The sequence below is a fragment of the Marinactinospora thermotolerans DSM 45154 genome, assembly GCF_900167435.1.
Taxonomy (GTDB): Bacteria; Actinomycetota; Actinomycetes; order Streptosporangiales; family Streptosporangiaceae; genus Marinactinospora; species Marinactinospora thermotolerans.
On sequence record NZ_FUWS01000003.1, the window covers coordinates 112,993 to 127,020 of the forward strand.

The 14,028-nt window shown below is 70.0% G+C and carries 14 protein-coding genes; 10 read left to right on the top strand and 4 right to left on the bottom strand.

The genetic code is table 11. From position 1 onward, the window contains the following. Positions 1 to 32: 32 nt before the first annotated feature. Together B5D66_RS06085 and B5D66_RS06090 are read right to left on the bottom strand one after the other, a co-directional pair. Positions 33 to 284 (bottom strand): glutaredoxin family protein, encoded by a 252-nt coding sequence (locus B5D66_RS06085; protein WP_078760651.1) that lies wholly within the window; start codon positions 282 to 284, stop codon positions 33 to 35. Between the two features lie 34 nt (positions 285 to 318). Continuing rightward, a complete protein-coding gene (locus B5D66_RS06090; RefSeq protein ID WP_078760652.1) occupies positions 319 to 579 on the bottom strand; it encodes a MoaD/ThiS family protein in 261 nt (86 codons plus the stop codon). Positions 580 to 685: 106 nt separating this feature from the next. Here B5D66_RS06090 and B5D66_RS06095 point away from each other — a divergent pair, with 106 nt between their 5' ends. From B5D66_RS06095 to pstB, 7 genes are all read left to right on the top strand, one after another. Further along, positions 686 to 1,432, top strand: a complete 747-nt coding sequence (locus B5D66_RS06095; RefSeq protein ID WP_078760653.1) for a winged helix-turn-helix transcriptional regulator — start codon at positions 686 to 688, stop codon at positions 1,430 to 1,432. Between the two features lie 260 nt (positions 1,433 to 1,692). Next, positions 1,693 to 2,754, top strand: coding sequence for a hypothetical protein (locus B5D66_RS06100; RefSeq protein ID WP_144389989.1), 1,062 nt, complete (start codon positions 1,693 to 1,695; stop codon positions 2,752 to 2,754). Between the two features lie 47 nt (positions 2,755 to 2,801). Further along, positions 2,802 to 3,791 (top strand): mycothiol synthase, encoded by a 990-nt coding sequence (gene mshD, locus B5D66_RS06105; RefSeq protein WP_078760655.1) that lies wholly within the window; start codon positions 2,802 to 2,804, stop codon positions 3,789 to 3,791. 271 nt (positions 3,792 to 4,062) lie between these two features. Continuing rightward, a complete protein-coding gene (gene pstS / locus B5D66_RS06110) occupies positions 4,063 to 5,178 on the top strand; it encodes a phosphate ABC transporter substrate-binding protein PstS (RefSeq protein ID WP_144389990.1) in 1,116 nt (371 codons plus the stop codon). Between the two features lie 321 nt (positions 5,179 to 5,499). Beyond that, positions 5,500 to 6,486 (top strand): phosphate ABC transporter permease subunit PstC, encoded by a 987-nt coding sequence (gene pstC, locus B5D66_RS06115; RefSeq protein ID WP_078760657.1) that lies wholly within the window; start codon positions 5,500 to 5,502, stop codon positions 6,484 to 6,486. Continuing rightward, positions 6,487 to 7,587: a phosphate ABC transporter permease PstA gene (pstA, locus tag B5D66_RS06120; protein WP_078760658.1), complete on the top strand. Its 1,101-nt coding sequence runs from the start codon at positions 6,487 to 6,489 to the stop codon at positions 7,585 to 7,587. It begins immediately after the preceding gene. A gap of 47 nt (positions 7,588 to 7,634) precedes the next feature. After that, positions 7,635 to 8,414, top strand: coding sequence for a phosphate ABC transporter ATP-binding protein PstB (pstB, locus tag B5D66_RS06125; RefSeq protein ID WP_078760659.1), 780 nt, complete (start codon positions 7,635 to 7,637; stop codon positions 8,412 to 8,414). A 114-nt stretch (positions 8,415 to 8,528) separates the two neighbouring features. On the opposite strand, the gene B5D66_RS06130 is transcribed toward pstB, so the two are convergent. Further along, positions 8,529 to 9,530 carry an inorganic phosphate transporter gene (locus B5D66_RS06130; protein WP_078760660.1) on the bottom strand — a complete coding sequence of 334 codons (1,002 nt, stop codon included), beginning with the start codon at positions 9,528 to 9,530 and terminating at the stop codon, positions 8,529 to 8,531. A 98-nt stretch (positions 9,531 to 9,628) separates the two neighbouring features. Next, the gene (locus B5D66_RS06135; protein WP_078760661.1) at positions 9,629 to 10,246 is read right to left on the bottom strand and encodes a DUF47 domain-containing protein; all 618 of its coding nucleotides are present in this window, start codon (positions 10,244 to 10,246) and stop codon (positions 9,629 to 9,631) included. A gap of 491 nt (positions 10,247 to 10,737) precedes the next feature. On the opposite strand from B5D66_RS06135, the gene B5D66_RS06140 reads away from it, so the two are divergent. From B5D66_RS06140 to purM, 3 genes are all read left to right on the top strand, one after another. Then, entirely contained in the window at positions 10,738 to 11,211 is a 474-nt protein-coding gene (locus tag B5D66_RS06140; RefSeq protein ID WP_078760662.1) for a sterol carrier family protein, read from the top strand. Between the two features lie 91 nt (positions 11,212 to 11,302). After that, the gene (gene purF / locus B5D66_RS06145; protein ID WP_235000842.1) at positions 11,303 to 12,754 is read left to right on the top strand and encodes an amidophosphoribosyltransferase; all 1,452 of its coding nucleotides are present in this window, start codon (positions 11,303 to 11,305) and stop codon (positions 12,752 to 12,754) included. Between the two features lie 85 nt (positions 12,755 to 12,839). Continuing rightward, entirely contained in the window at positions 12,840 to 13,895 is a 1,056-nt protein-coding gene (gene purM / locus B5D66_RS06150; protein ID WP_078760664.1) for a phosphoribosylformylglycinamidine cyclo-ligase, read from the top strand. Positions 13,896 to 14,028: the final 133 nt, after the last annotated feature.

Sequence of the window (14,028 nt, forward strand, 5' to 3'; positions counted from 1 at the left end):
CCGGCGTGTCCGTTATTCGGGGTGCTCTCGCGTCAGGACAGGGCCGCGCGCAGACGCTTCTCGCTGACCCTCCAGAAGTCGTGCTGAACGCCATCGACGAACGTGACGGGGATCTTGTCCCAGTACTCGTCGCGCTCCTCCTGCGAGGCGTGGGTGATGTCACGCACCTCGTAGCGGACGCCCAGGTCGGCGGCCACGGTCTCGATGACCTTCAGCGCCTCGTCGCACAGATGACAGCCCGGCTTTCCGAGCATGGTGATCACCCGAGGTGATTCGTGTGACATATCCGCAATCTCCCCATCTCTTTCTCGCGGCCGTTCACCCGCCGGCGAAAGGAGGCAGCACCTCGATGACGCCCCCTTCGCTCAGGCGCACCTCGGCATGGGGCCGCCGCCCCACGGGCGCCTCGTCGACCAGGAACGAGCAGCGCCGCAGGACCTCGATCAAACGGGGGCGGTCGGCGTGTCGCCGGCGCACCTCCTCCAACGCCGTGGCCAGCGTGTCGGCCTCGTAAGGCTCCTCCGCCACGCCCGCGGCTTCTTTCGCCGCGGCCCAGTACCGAATGGTTCCGCTCACCATCGATTGATTATCCTTGTATTTCTCGGAGGCAACATTCAGATATTTCCGACCGGGGGCAATGGCGCCTTCGACCAGCCGCTTCATGCGGGGTGACGGGAAGAGACGCATGAGCCACCTGCTGTTACTGACGAACTCCAACGAGCCGTCCGACCACGTTCTGCCCGCCCTCGGCCTGCTCCTGCACTCGGTGCGCGTGGCCCCGGCCGAGGCGAGCGCCCTTCTCACCCCGGGACACGACCGTACGGGGGGTGCCCCCGTCGACGCCATCCTGGTCGACGCGCGCACCGACCTCGTCAGCGTCCGCAACCTGTGCCGCCTGCTCGACACCACGGGGCTCGACTGCCCGCTCATCGCGATCCTCACCGAGGGCGGTGTCGCCGCGCTCACGCCCGATTGGCAGGTCGACGACTTCATCCTGACCACCGCGGGCCCCGCCGAGGTCGAGGCCCGGCTGCGCCTGGCCATCGGCCAGTCCGAGGCCGCCGCCGACGATCCCGACGAGATCCGGCGTGGCGACCTCACCATCGACGAGGCCACCTATATCGCGCGGCTGCGCGGACGCATCCTCGACCTCACCTTCAAGGAGTTCGAGCTCCTGAAGTTCCTGGCCCAGCATCCCGGACGGGTCTTCACCCGCGCCCAGCTGCTCCAGGAGGTGTGGGGCTACGACTACTTCGGCGGCACCCGGACGATCGACGTCCACGTGCGGCGGCTGCGCGCCAAGCTCGGCAGCGAGCACGAGTCGCTGATCGGCACCGTGCGCAACGTCGGCTACCGGTTCGTCCCCGACACTTCGGCAAAGGCCCCGGTCGGGGAGCCCGACCCCGTCGCCCACCAGGTCCACACCGGTTGACCCGTCGCCGGGCGCGTGGACGGTGCCGCACGCGCCCGGCATGAACGAAACGCCGGAAATAATGGTGGATCCTCGGATTCAGGTCTCGTGATCATGGCACCCCAGCGCCTAGGATGCGGAACAGTCGACGTTCGCGGTCACCCCCGATCAGGAGACGAGCGCGCAGCGTCAACCTTCCGGTCGCGGTGTTCGTCATGTTCTCCGCGACCGGGGTCCACCGGCGCGAACGGAGAGTAAGGCGACCGAGGAGGTCATGGCCCATGGCCGGCGGCAGGGACCGAAACGCTTCCAGCAGATCGACGCGGATGGTCGCCTGGGCGCCCCTGGGGGCGCTGTTCGTCGGTGCCGCGCTGGCCGGACCGGCGTCCTCGGCCTGGGCCCAGCCCGATCCCTCCTCTCCTCCCCCACCTCCGACCCCTCCCCTGGTCACCCTCGCGCCGACCGCCAAGCAGTTCGAGCTCGCCGAGGCGACCGTCGAGGTCTCCTTCCTGCTCCAGGTGGTCGCCCGGGCCGAGACGGGGGTGTGCCTGTACGGCCCCACGGTCACCGCGGACGGCTTCACCGCCGCCCCGTTCGAGTCGCCCACCCTCCTCGCCCCCGGATCCTCCGCCCAGACCCGGGTGTCCGGCCCGGTCGGCGCCCCCGGACCGGTGTCCGCCACGGGCTCCCTCGACTACGCCGTGCCCGGCGAGGCGGGCGCCTGCCCCGAGGCCGGCACGCACACGGTCTCCTTCACGGGGTCGGCCCAGGTCGTCCGCTCCAAGCCCGACCCCTCGCCCACCCCCGACCCGACGCCTCCTCCCGAGACCACGCCTCCCCCTTCCTCCCCGCCTCCCTCGTCGCCTCCGCCCGACAACGATGACGGGGAGGACGGTGACCAGACCGGCGCCCCCTCTTCGACCCCCACTTCCTCGGCCTCTCCCACGCGCCGGCCCGATCGCGCGAGCGGACAGGACCGCCCCCCGCGCCCCACTCGCAGCGCGGCGCCGCACAGTCCCGTGTCGACCACCACGCGCGGCGGCGCCGACGACGGGGCACTGCGTCCCGCCCTGCCGACGGGCGAGGCCACGCTTCCCTCGGTGGGCTCCTCGGGCGGCGAGGGCATCGGCGAGGAGTACGCGGAACTGCCGATGGTGACCCCCGGCGAGGACGAGTCGGCCACCACCGTCGCGACCGAGGCCGCGCAGGTGCGCGGCGGGATCACGCCGAGTGTCCTGCTGCTCTTTCTGATGCTGCTGTTGCTGCTGTCGGCGCCGCTGGCGCCGGTCCGCCGGGTACGCACCGGTTCGGTCGGCTACCGGGGACGTCGCCGCAAGGGCTGAGCCCGGCACGCCGCACGCCTCCCCGGTCGAACCGTAGGCTCGCCACCATGAGCCACATCGACATCACCGACGCCCTCACCGGGGAGCAGGCCCGGGCCGTGGGCGAGCTCGCCGCCGCCGCCCGCGCCCACGACGGCATCGCCCCCCTGTCGGAACAGACCCTGTTGCGCGTACGCCATGGCGCCCCCGGCGGGGGCGCCCGGTTCCACCTGCTCTACGCGGACGACGGTGAGGACACGTCCCGGCTCGTCGGATTCGGTTTCGTCGAGCGTTCGGGGGAGGAGCCCGACTCCGGCGAGCTCGTCATCGTCCCCGACCACCGGCTGCGCGGGTTGGGACGGCGCCTGCTGACCTCCCTGGCCGAGGACGCCTCGCCGCGCGGCCTGCGCGTGTGGGCGCACGGCCGGCTTCCCGGAGCCGTCGCGCTCGCCCGCTCGGCCGGCTGGCGCCAGGCGCGCGGCCTGTGGAAGATGCGCCTTCGGCTGCGCGCCGAAGAGGGCGCGTCGGACTCCGCGGTCGCGAACCTCCCGGAACCTCACCTACCGGGCGGCCTGGGGGAACGGGTCGTCATCCGCGCGTTCGAGGTGGGCCGGGACGAGGAGGCGTGGCTGCACGCCAACGCGCGGGCCTTCGCCGACCACCCCGAGCAGGGCGCGGTGACCCTGGAGGACCTGCGCCAGCGCGAGGCCGAGGAGTGGTTCGACGCCGGCGGGTTCTTCGTGGCCGAGGATCGGGCCAGCGGACGGATCGCGGGGTACCACTGGACGAAGGTCCACGCCGACGGGGCGGGGCTGACCGACGGCGAGGCCGTGGGCGAGGTCTACGTCGTGGGCGTGGACCCCGACTGGCAGGGGACGGGGCTGGGCCGCGCGCTGACGTTGGCCGGGCTGCGGCACCTGCGCGACCGGGGTCTGCCCTGGGTGCTGCTGTACGTGGACGAGGAGAACCGGCCCGCGGTCCGCCTGTACGAGTCGCTGGGCTTTACCCTGTGGGACGCCGATGTGATGTATGCGGCACCGCAGGGACCGTCGGCCTGACCCTCCAGGGGTGATGACGCAACGTGACAGACTACCGGATAAGCCGTCATCACCCCTGTTCAAGACCGGACATTACCCCCCAAAAAGGACGTGGTTCATCCGACATACACCTGTGATCCAACCCCTTTTCCAGCACTTTCGCTCCGCCGTTCACCCTTCGTTCACCCTGCCTGGTACATCTGGTCACCTCTCCTCCCTACCTTCGCATTTGGCGAGGTCGTACGGCGTCTCGCCCAAACATGACGAAGTCCAGAGGAAGGACACCGGGGCTGTGAAGCTCTCAAGGTTTGGCCAGTTCGCGGGAGCGGCCCTCGCCGGCGCCCTTGCACTCACCGCCTGTGGCAGTGACCAGGCGGTCGCCCCCTCCGAAGGCGGCAGCACGGCCGCGGGCAGCGCCGAGTGCGTCGAGGGCGGTGGCACCCTCGCCGGCGCGGGCGCCAGCTCCCAGGAGAACGCCATGGCTGCCTGGGTCGCCGCCTACAGCGGTACCTGCGAGGGCACCACGGTCAACTACGACGCGGTCGGCTCCGGCGCGGGCGTGTCGCAGTTCCTCGACGGCGCCGTCGCGTTCGCCGGCTCCGACTCCGCGGTCGCGGGCGAGGAGCTGGAGCAGGCGACCGAGCGTTGCAACGGCTCCGACGCCGTGAACCTGCCCGCCTACATCAGCCCGATCGCCGTCATCTTCAACCTCGAAGGCGTCGACTCCCTCAACCTCAAGCCCGAGGTCATCGCCGAGATCTTCAGCGGCGAGATCACGAAGTGGAACGACGAGAAGATCGCCGCGGACAACCCCGACGTCGAGCTTCCCGACTCCGAGATCACGCCGGTCAACCGTTCCGACGAGTCCGGCACCACCGAGAACTTCACCGCCTACCTCGCCGCCGCCGCGGGTGACGCCTGGCCGCACGAGCCCGAGAAGACCTGGCCCGTCGAGCCCAAGGAGGCCGCTCAGGGCTCCTCCGGTGTCGTCTCCGCCGTCGAGGGCGGCCAGGGCACCATCGGCTACGTCGACGCCTCGCACGCCGGTGAGCTCGGCACCGTGGCCGTCGGCGTGGGCGACGGGTTCGTCGAGTACAGCCCCGAGGCCGCCGCCGCGATCGTCGACACCGCCGAGTCCGCCGCGAGCAACGACAACGACCACGCCATCGCGCTGGACTACACCACCGACGACACCAGCGTCTACCCGATCGTCCTGGTCAGCTACCACGTCGCCTGCATGGAGTACGCCGAGCAGGCCGAGGCCGACCTGGTGAAGAGCTTCCTCGGCTACGTCATCAGCGAGGAGGGCCAGCAGGCCGCCGCCGACGAGGCCGGCTCCGCGCCGATCTCCGACGAGGTCCGCGAGCGGATCCAGGGGACCCTCGACCAGATCACGGCAGCAGCCTGATCACCACAACCCACACCGTGAACCGGGGTGGGGCTCACACCGCCCGGTGCGAGCCCCGCCCTTCACGGCGTTTCGGGGAACCGGGCGCCGAAGGCCCCGGCCGACGGCCACACAGCCCCGGAGCCCCGATTCCACACCGGGGGACACGGCTCCCCCGAGCCGGCGACAGGCGGTCCGATCCCGCCCGCGGTACCCCGGTGCGGTCAGAGCTCCACCGGGCAAGCTTCAGAATGTAACAGGCCCCGTCAACGCCTGTCAGGGATACGCACAAGTTGCTCTGTCCGGGGGGCGGACCTTGAACCATTTCGACCGGAGTCTCACATGATCAGCAAAGAAGACTCGCCCACGACGACCCGGGCGCCCGAGGGGGGAGCCCGGGTGCCCAAAGGCAAGCGTCGTGCCGGTGACGTCATCTTCGCCGGCGGCGCGCAGGGGTCGGGGATCCTGATCCTCGCGATCTTGGCGGGCGTCGCGGCCTTCCTCGTCATCCAGTCGTTCGACTCGCTGATGGCGAACACCGCGAACTTCTTCACCACCAGCGAATGGGACCCCAACGTCCGCGAGGAACCGGCCTTCGGTGTCGCGGCGCTGGCCTTCGGCACCGTCCTCGCCGCCGCCATCGCGTTGCTGATCGCGACTCCCGTCGCCATCGGCATCGCGCTGTTCATCGTCTACTACGCGCCGCGCCGCGTCGCGGCCGTCCTGGGCTACGTCGTGGACCTGCTGGCGGCCATCCCCAGCGTCGTCTACGGCCTGTGGGGCATCGGCTGGCTGGTCGTCGAGCTCGGCCCCTTCTACCAGATCCTTGAGGAGTACCTCGGGTTCATCCCGCTGTTCGCCGGGCCGATCTCCACGACCGGGCGCACCATGCTGAGCGCCGGGATCGTGCTGGCCGTCATGATCCTGCCGATCATCACGGCCATGTCGCGCGACGTGTTCCAGCAGGTCCCCCAGGCGCACCGGGAGGCCGCGCTGGCGCTCGGCGCGACCCGCTGGGAGATGATCCGCATGGCGGTCATCCCGTTCGGCCGCCCCGGCATCATCGGTGGCGCCATGCTGGGTCTGGGCCGCGCGCTCGGCGAGACGATGGCCGTGGCGATGATCCTGTCGCCCTCCCTGGTCATCTCTTGGTTCCTGCTCCAAAGCGGCAACCAGACCATCGCCGCGCACATCGCCCTCCAGTACCCCGAGGCCACCGGCTACGGCGTCTCGGCCCTCATCGCGGCAGGTCTCGTGCTCTTCGCGATCACGCTGGTCGTCAACATGGCAGCGCGCTTCGTCGTCTCGCGCCGCAAGGAGTTCTCCTAAATGACCACCCCGACCCGTCAGACCTCCGCCGGCGCTCCTGGCGGCGGAGCCACCCCCAGCCCTACCGGCGGCCTGCTGCTCAGCAGGAGCCTGCCCCGGTTCTTCGAACCGGCCCTGCTCCTCGTCCTGGCCGCGGTGGTCGGCGGCGCGCTGTTCCTCACCGGTCTGTTCAACGTGCCGCTGCTCGCGGTGGTGACACTGCTGGCCTACATGGTGACCATCACCATCGCCTCGGCCGTCGTCGAGAACGGCCGCAAGGCCAAGGACCGGCTCGTCACCGCGGTCGTCTACGCCTGCTTCGCCCTGGCGATGGTGCCGCTGGTGTCGCTGCTGTGGACGGTGATCGTCAACGGTCTCCAGCGGCTCGACGGCTACTTCCTCACCGTGTCCATGAACGGTGTCACCCCGAGCATGGACGCCGGCGGCGTCTACCACGCCATCATCGGCACGCTGATGATCACCGGCCTCGCCGCGGTGATCTCCATCCCGATCGGCCTGATGACCGCCATCTACCTGGTGGAGTACGGCCGTGGCCGGCTCAAGCAGGCCATCACCTTCTTCGTCGACGTCATGACCGGCATCCCCTCCATCGTCGCCGGCCTCTTCGTCGTCGCGCTGTGGATGATGGTGTTCGGTCCGGGCAAGACCAACGGCGCCGCCGGCGCGATCGCGCTGTCGGTGCTGATGATCCCCGTTGTGGTCCGCTCCTGCGAGGAGATGCTGCGGCTGGTGCCCAACGAGCTGCGCGAGGCCTCCTACGCGCTGGGCGTGCCGAAGTGGCTGACGATCCTCAAGGTCGTGCTGCCGACCGCGATCGCCGGGATCACCACCGGAATCATGTTGGCCCTCGCGCGCGTTATCGGGGAGACGGCACCTCTCATCCTCACCGCGGGCTCCTCCGCGGTGGCGATCAACTGGAATCTCTTCAACGGCCAGATGATGAGCCTCCCCGTGTTCATCTACTCGCAGGTCCGGATGGGGAACGCGATCAACTACGAGCGGGCCTGGGCCGCGGCGCTGACGCTGATCGTCATCGTCATGCTGCTGTTCTTCGTCGCCCGGCTGGTCTCGCGCTTCTTCGCCCCCAAGCTCGGGCGCTGACCACCCGCGGACCGTCGCACAAGCTTTGAGAACCTGAGGAAAAGACAGTGGCCAAGCGCATTGACGTCTCCGGACTGCACGTCTACTACGGCGACTTCCTCGCCGTCGAGGACGTCTCCATGACCATCGAGCCCCGGTCGGTGACCGCCTTCATCGGCTCCTCCGGATGTGGCAAGTCCACCTTCCTGCGCACGCTCAACCGCATGCACGAGGTGACCCCCGGCGCCCGCGTCCAGGGCAAGGTCATGCTGGACGACCAGGACATCTACGCCCCCGACGTCGACCCGGTGGCCGTCCGCCGCGAGATCGGCATGGTGTTCCAGCGCCCCAACCCCTTCCCGACGATGTCGATCTACGACAACGTGATCGCCGGCGCCAAGCTGAACAACAAGCGCCTCAGCAAGTCCGAGGCCGACGATCTGGTCGAGCGCTCGCTGCGCGGGGCCAACCTGTGGGACGAGGTCAAGGACCGTCTCGGCAAGCCGGGCGCGGGCCTGTCCGGCGGTCAGCAGCAGCGTCTGTGCATCGCCCGCGCCATCGCGGTGGAGCCGGCCGTGCTGCTCATGGACGAGCCGTGCTCCGCGCTCGACCCCATCTCCACGCTGGCGATCGAGGACCTCATCTCCAAGCTCAAGGAGAGCTACACGATCGTCATCGTCACCCACAACATGCAGCAGGCGGCCCGGGTCAGTGACGTGACCGCCTTCTTCAACCTGGCCGGCACCGGCAAGCCGGGCAAGCTGATCGAGATGGGCGAGACCAACAAGATCTTCACCAAGCCGGAGAAGAAGGAGACCGAGAACTACATCACCGGTCGCTTCGGCTAAACCCTCTCCCCTCCGCACGACGGCGGCGGGCGGCTCATTCGAGCCGTCCGCCGCCGTCGTTTCCGGGCGCCCCGGTGGCCCCGCCGAGGCCACGGCGCCCCGGCCCGGACGGGATCAGAGCAGGGCGAGGTCGAGGAGGAGATAGGCCGCGACGGCCACCAGGGCGGCCCCCGGAAGCGTCAGCAGCCACATCAAGACGATGTCGCCGGCGACGCCCCAGCGGACCGCCGAGAGCCTTCGGGTGGCCCCCACCCCGATGATCGCCGAGGTGATCGTGTGGGTGCTGGAGATCGGCACCTGCCAGACGAACGAGGTGGCGTAGGTGATGGCCGAGACCGTGGCCTCCGCCGCGAACCCCTTCGGCGGGTCGAGCTGGATGACCCGGTGGCCGAGGGTGCGCATGATGCGCCACCCGCCGCTGGCGGTGCCCAGCGACATCGCCAGCGCGGCGGCGACGACGGTCCAGGTGGGCACGTCGTAGTCGCTCTGGTAGCCGGTGGTGACGAGCGCGAGCACGACCACGCCCATCGTCTTCTGGGCGTCTTGAAGCCCGTTGCCCAGCGCCATGGCCGCCGCCGACACGCTCTGCGCCAGTTTGAACCTGCGTCCCACCCCGCGGGGTGCCGCGTCGCGGAAGGTCCACAGGATGGCGAGCATCACGAGGTAGCCGAGGACCCCGCCGATGAGCGGGGACAGCAGCATCGGCAGCGCGAAGCTCGTCACGACCCCGCCCCAGTCGACCGTCGTCGCCGAGACGAGTCCGGCCCCGATCATGCCCCCGACGAGGGCGTGCGACGCCGAGGAGGGGATCCCCCGGTACCAGGTGAACACGTTCCACACGATCGCGCCGATGAGCGCCGCCAGCAGCACGAGGAGCCCGTGGGTTCCCGTGGGGGGAGCGATGATCTGGCTGCCGATCGTGCGCGCGACCCCTTCGCCGAGGAAGGCCCCCACCATGTTCATGACGGCGGCCATGACGACCGCGACACGAGGGGTGAGGGCGCGGGTGGAGATCGAGGTCGCGATGGAGTTGGCCGCGTCGTGGAAGCCGTTGGTGTAGGCGAAGACCAGCGCGACCGCGACGACCGCGACCAGGGTGGCTGTTTCGGGGGACACGGGATCGGATTCCTGTGAGGGTCAGGGACGCCGGGGAGCAGGGCGGGTGGCCGATGCGGGCGGGTTCGGCACCCCTCGGTCGTGTCGCCTCGGCACGGTCAGGATTCCTTGACCGCGATGCTCTCGACGGTGTTGGCGACGTGTTCGAAGGCGTCGGCCGCGGTCTCCAGTTCCTCGATGACGTCCTTGAGCTTGAGCACGGTCAGCGCGTCGTACTCGCCGCTGAACAGGTGCGCCAGCAGCCGGCGGTAGATCTGGTCGGCCTGGTTCTCCAGCTGGTTGATCTCGATCCAGTAGCTGGTGAGGTCCTTCATGGATCGCAGCCGGGGCATGGCCTCGGAGGTGAGCTCGGCCGCGCGCTCCAGGACCTCGACCTGGTCGATGATGCCCTTGGGCAGGCGGTCGAGCTGGTAGAGCCCGATCAGGTCGACGGCGGCCTCCATGGAGTCCATGACGTCGTCCAGGCAGGAGGCGAGGCGGTAGATGTCCTCGCGGTCGAAGGGGGTCACGAAGCTCTCGTTGAGCCGCCGCATGATGGCGTGGGTCCGCTCGTCACCGGCGTGCTCGCAGGCGCGCATCTTCTCGGTGATGGCGTCGCGGTCGGCGTCGTCGCTGATCAGCTCCACCAGCAGGCGGGCGGCTATGACCAGGTTGTTCGCGGAGTCCGCGAACATCTCGTAGTAGCTGTCATCGCGCGGAGTCAGGCGCAGACGCACATCTCTCTCCCGAAGTGCGGTTTTCGTCCGTGAGGATGTTATGGGCACCAATCGGGCAAATGGGTCACTTCATGTCCATGTTGCGACCGCATGACACCCCCTGCTGAATCCGGCGGCGCGTCACTCCTTGTTTGCCGCGGCACGACGGCCTTCCAAAAGCCGACGTAGTGGAGCATTCATCCTAACCACCCCACTCCGTCACGCGGTTGTCGGCGAACCTCTCCCCCTCCGCCCGAACCCACCGGGCGACGTGCGCGAACAGGACGGAAATCACAGTAGAACACACGGTTTCCAGCCCTCTCCGCATCGAGTCCACCGACGCGACGCCGCTCGTTCACCCCAGGGCCGCAGACCGTTCCCTTCGATGCCAGTTTCAGCGCTTTGGCCGTCCGGGGCAACCGCCGTCCACCGACCTTCCGCCCTCCGCCGCGCCCCGCCGATCGTTTCAAGATCGTGACGCAAAGGTCCCGCCAGCGCCTAGGCTCACTCCCGTGCCATCTCGACCCACCGTCGCCCAGCGCCGGCACGCGGCACTGCGCGCGGCACTCGACGACCAGCTCCGCCACCTCGGCGAACCTCCCTACTCCGGCCCCGACCGCCCCTCCCTCGTCCTGGAGGCGTGCGCCAGCGCGGTACTGCGTGCCCACGCGGCCGGCCTGGACCCCGACCGCGCCGCCGTCCGGGCCGCCGTGCGGGGCACGTTGGCCGAGCTCGCCGAACGGGCCCCGGGGCACGCCCTGGAGGTGCGGGTCCCCCCGTTCGGGGCCGTCCAGTGCCTCGAAGGACCCCGGCACACCCGGGGGACGCCGCCCGGCGTCGTGGAGACCGACTCCCTCACCTGGCTGGCCCTGGCCGCGGGCACGCTCGTCTGGGAGGAGGCCGTGGCCGGCGGCCGGGTGACGGCGAGCGGGGTCCGCGCCGACATCGGCCCGCTCCTCCCCCTGTGGGGACCGCCCTCCCGCTGACCCTCACGGGTCCGCGGGAGACCCGCTTGACACGGCCCGGGCCATCAACCACTAAGCTGAAGGCGTGTCGCATCCCGACGGCCGGCTCAGCATGGACATCGATCCACTCGAACGCGGACCGCAGGACGCCTGTGGAGTGTTCGGGGTCTGGGCTCCCGGCGAAGAAGTCAGCAAGCTCACCTACTTCGGTCTTTACGCCCTGCAGCACCGCGGACAGGAGTCCGCAGGCATCGCCTTGAGCGATGGCGAGCGCATCGTCGTCTACAAGGACATGGGACTGGTCTCCCAGGTCTTCAACGAAGCGACGCTCGACTCGCTGCGGGGTTACCTGGCCATCGGCCACTGCCGCTACTCCACGACCGGCTCCCCGGTGTGGGAGAACGCACAGCCGACCTTCTACACCGCCCGCGACGGGGGACTGGCCCTCGGCCACAACGGCAACCTCATCAACACCCCCGAACTCGCGGCGATGCTGCCCTCCGACAGGCTCACCGCGACGACCGACACCGAGGTCCTGACCAGCCTGCTCGCCGCGCAGTCCGACCGCACCACCGAGGAAGCGGCCCTGGAGCTGCTGCCCCGGGTCAAGGGGGCGTTCTCCCTCGTCTTCATGGACGAGCACACCCTCTACGCGGCCCGCGATCCGCAGGGCATCCGCCCGCTCGTCCTGGGACGGCTCGAGGGTGGCGGCTGGGTCGTGGCCAGCGAGACCGCCGCCCTCGACATCGTGGGCGCCACCGTGGTCCGCGAGGTCGAGCCCGGTGAGATGTTGACCGTGGACGACCGCGGGGTCCGCTCGCTGCGCTTCGCCCCGGCGGCGCCCAAGGGCTGCCTGTTCGAGTACGTCTACCTCGCACGCCCCGACACCACGATCGCCGGGCGCAACGTCAACTCCACCCGCGTGGAGGTGGGACGCCGTCTCGCCCGCCAGCACCCGGCCGAGGCCGACATCGTCATCCCGGTGCCCGAGTCCGGCACCCCGGCCGCCGTCGGCTACGCCGAGGGAAGCGGCATCCCGTTCGCCCAGGGCCTGGTCAAGAACTCCTACGTGGGCCGGACCTTCATCCAGCCCAGCCAGACACTGCGCCAGCTGGGCATCCGGCTGAAGCTCAACCCGCTGCGCGACGTCATCGCCGGCAAGCGCCTGGTCGTCGTGGACGACTCGATCGTGCGGGGCAACACCCAGCGCGCCCTCGTGCGGATGCTGCGCGAGGCCGGCGCCGCGGAGGTCCACGTGCGGATCTCCAGCCCGCCGGTGATGTGGCCCTGCTACTACGGCATCGACTTCGCCACGAAGGCCGAGCTGATCGCGGGGAACCTGTCCAACGAGGAGATCCGCACCTCGATCGACGCGGACTCCCTGGGCTACATCTCCCTGGACGAGCTCATCGCGGCCACCGAGGTGCCCAAGGACCGGCTGTGCCGCGCCTGTTTCGACGGCGTCTACCCGATCGAGGTCGACGAGGACTCCCGGGGCAAGTACCTGCTGGAGAAGTCCTGCGGCGTCCCCGGAAGCGCGGCGCCCTCCCCCGCTTCCCGGTAGTCCCGTCCTCCCCGGGAATCGTCCCGGGGTCGTGTCCCGTGGGCCGCTCCCGTGGGACGATCGCCGATCGACTGAGAGGTTTCGCGTGGCAGAGGGTGCCAACACCACTCCGGCGTACGCCGCCGCCGGCGTCGACATCGCCGCGGGTGAGCGCGCCGTCGACCTGATGAAGAAGCACGTGTCGCGGACCACGCGGCCCGAGCTCGTCACCGACGCCAGCGGGTTCGCCGGGCTGTTCCGGCTCGACGTGGGACGTTACGAGTCCCCGGTCCTGGCCACGTCCACCGACGGCGTGGGCACCAAGGTCCTGCTCGCCCAGGCGCTGGACCGGCACGACACGATCGGCATCGACCTCGTCGGCATGGTCATCGACGACCTGGTGGTCAGCGGCGCCGAACCGCTGTTCATGACCGACTACATCGCCTGCGGCAAGGTCGTGCCCGAGCGGATCGCCGAGATCGTCGGCGGGATCGCCGAGGGGTGCGTCCAGGCCGGATGCGCCCTGATCGGCGGAGAGACGGCGGAGCACCCCGGGGCCATGGCACCGGACGAGTACGACCTGGCCGGAGCCGGGACCGGTGTCGTGGAGGCCGGGGCGATCCTGGGCCCCGACCGGGTCCGCGAGGGGGATGTGGTCGTGGCCCTGGCCTCGTCGGGTCCGCACTCCAACGGCTACTCGCTCATCCGCCACGTCGTGGACCAGGCGGGGCTGGACCTGCGCTCCCACGTCCCCGAACTGGGCGGCGAGCTGGGAGAGGTCCTGCTCACGCCGACCCGTATCTACGCCAAGGACTGCCTCGCGCTCGTCTCCGAGGTCGAGGCCCACGCCTTCGCCCACATCACCGGCGGCGGACTGGCCTCGAACCTCGAACGGTCGCTGCCGCCGGGGCTGGACGCGGTCCTCGACCGCGGCACCTGGACGCCGGCGCCCGTGTTCTCGTTCATCGCCGAGCAGGGGGGCGTGTCACGGGAGGACATGGAGGCCACGTTCAACATGGGGGTGGGGATGGCCGCGATCATCGCCCCCGACGACGCCGACCGCGCGATCGCGCTGCTCGCCGACCGTGGCGTGGAGGCGTGGTCCATGGGATATGTCACGACCGGCACCGGACGGGTACGGCTCGACGGTGACCACCGCTGAACACCGCGCCTCCGGGCCCGCGCGACCGCGGGTCCGGGGGCGGGCATGTCCGGCCGGAAACACAGACAAGCCGGTCCGGTCCACCGAGGTGGTCCGAACCGGCTGTATCCGCCTGCTATCAGCGGACCCGGTC

Excerpts from the sequence above, each read along its gene's own strand:
- B5D66_RS06095 (WP_078760653.1), top strand. The coding sequence starts at position 686 with ATGAGCCACCTGCTGTTACTGACGAACTCCAACGAGCCGTCCGACCAC.
- B5D66_RS06090 (WP_078760652.1), bottom strand. The coding sequence starts at position 579 with ATGGTGAGCGGAACCATTCGGTACTGGGCCGCGGCGAAAGAAGCCGCG.
- B5D66_RS06085 (WP_078760651.1), bottom strand. The coding sequence starts at position 284 with ATGTCACACGAATCACCTCGGGTGATCACCATGCTCGGAAAGCCGGGC.
- pstC (WP_078760657.1), top strand. The coding sequence starts at position 5,500 with ATGATCAGCAAAGAAGACTCGCCCACGACGACCCGGGCGCCCGAGGGG.
- B5D66_RS06100 (WP_144389989.1), top strand. The coding sequence starts at position 1,693 with ATGGCCGGCGGCAGGGACCGAAACGCTTCCAGCAGATCGACGCGGATG.
- purF (WP_235000842.1), top strand. The coding sequence starts at position 11,303 with ATGGACATCGATCCACTCGAACGCGGACCGCAGGACGCCTGTGGAGTG.
- pstA (WP_078760658.1), top strand. The coding sequence starts at position 6,487 with ATGACCACCCCGACCCGTCAGACCTCCGCCGGCGCTCCTGGCGGCGGA.
- mshD (WP_078760655.1), top strand. The coding sequence starts at position 2,802 with ATGAGCCACATCGACATCACCGACGCCCTCACCGGGGAGCAGGCCCGG.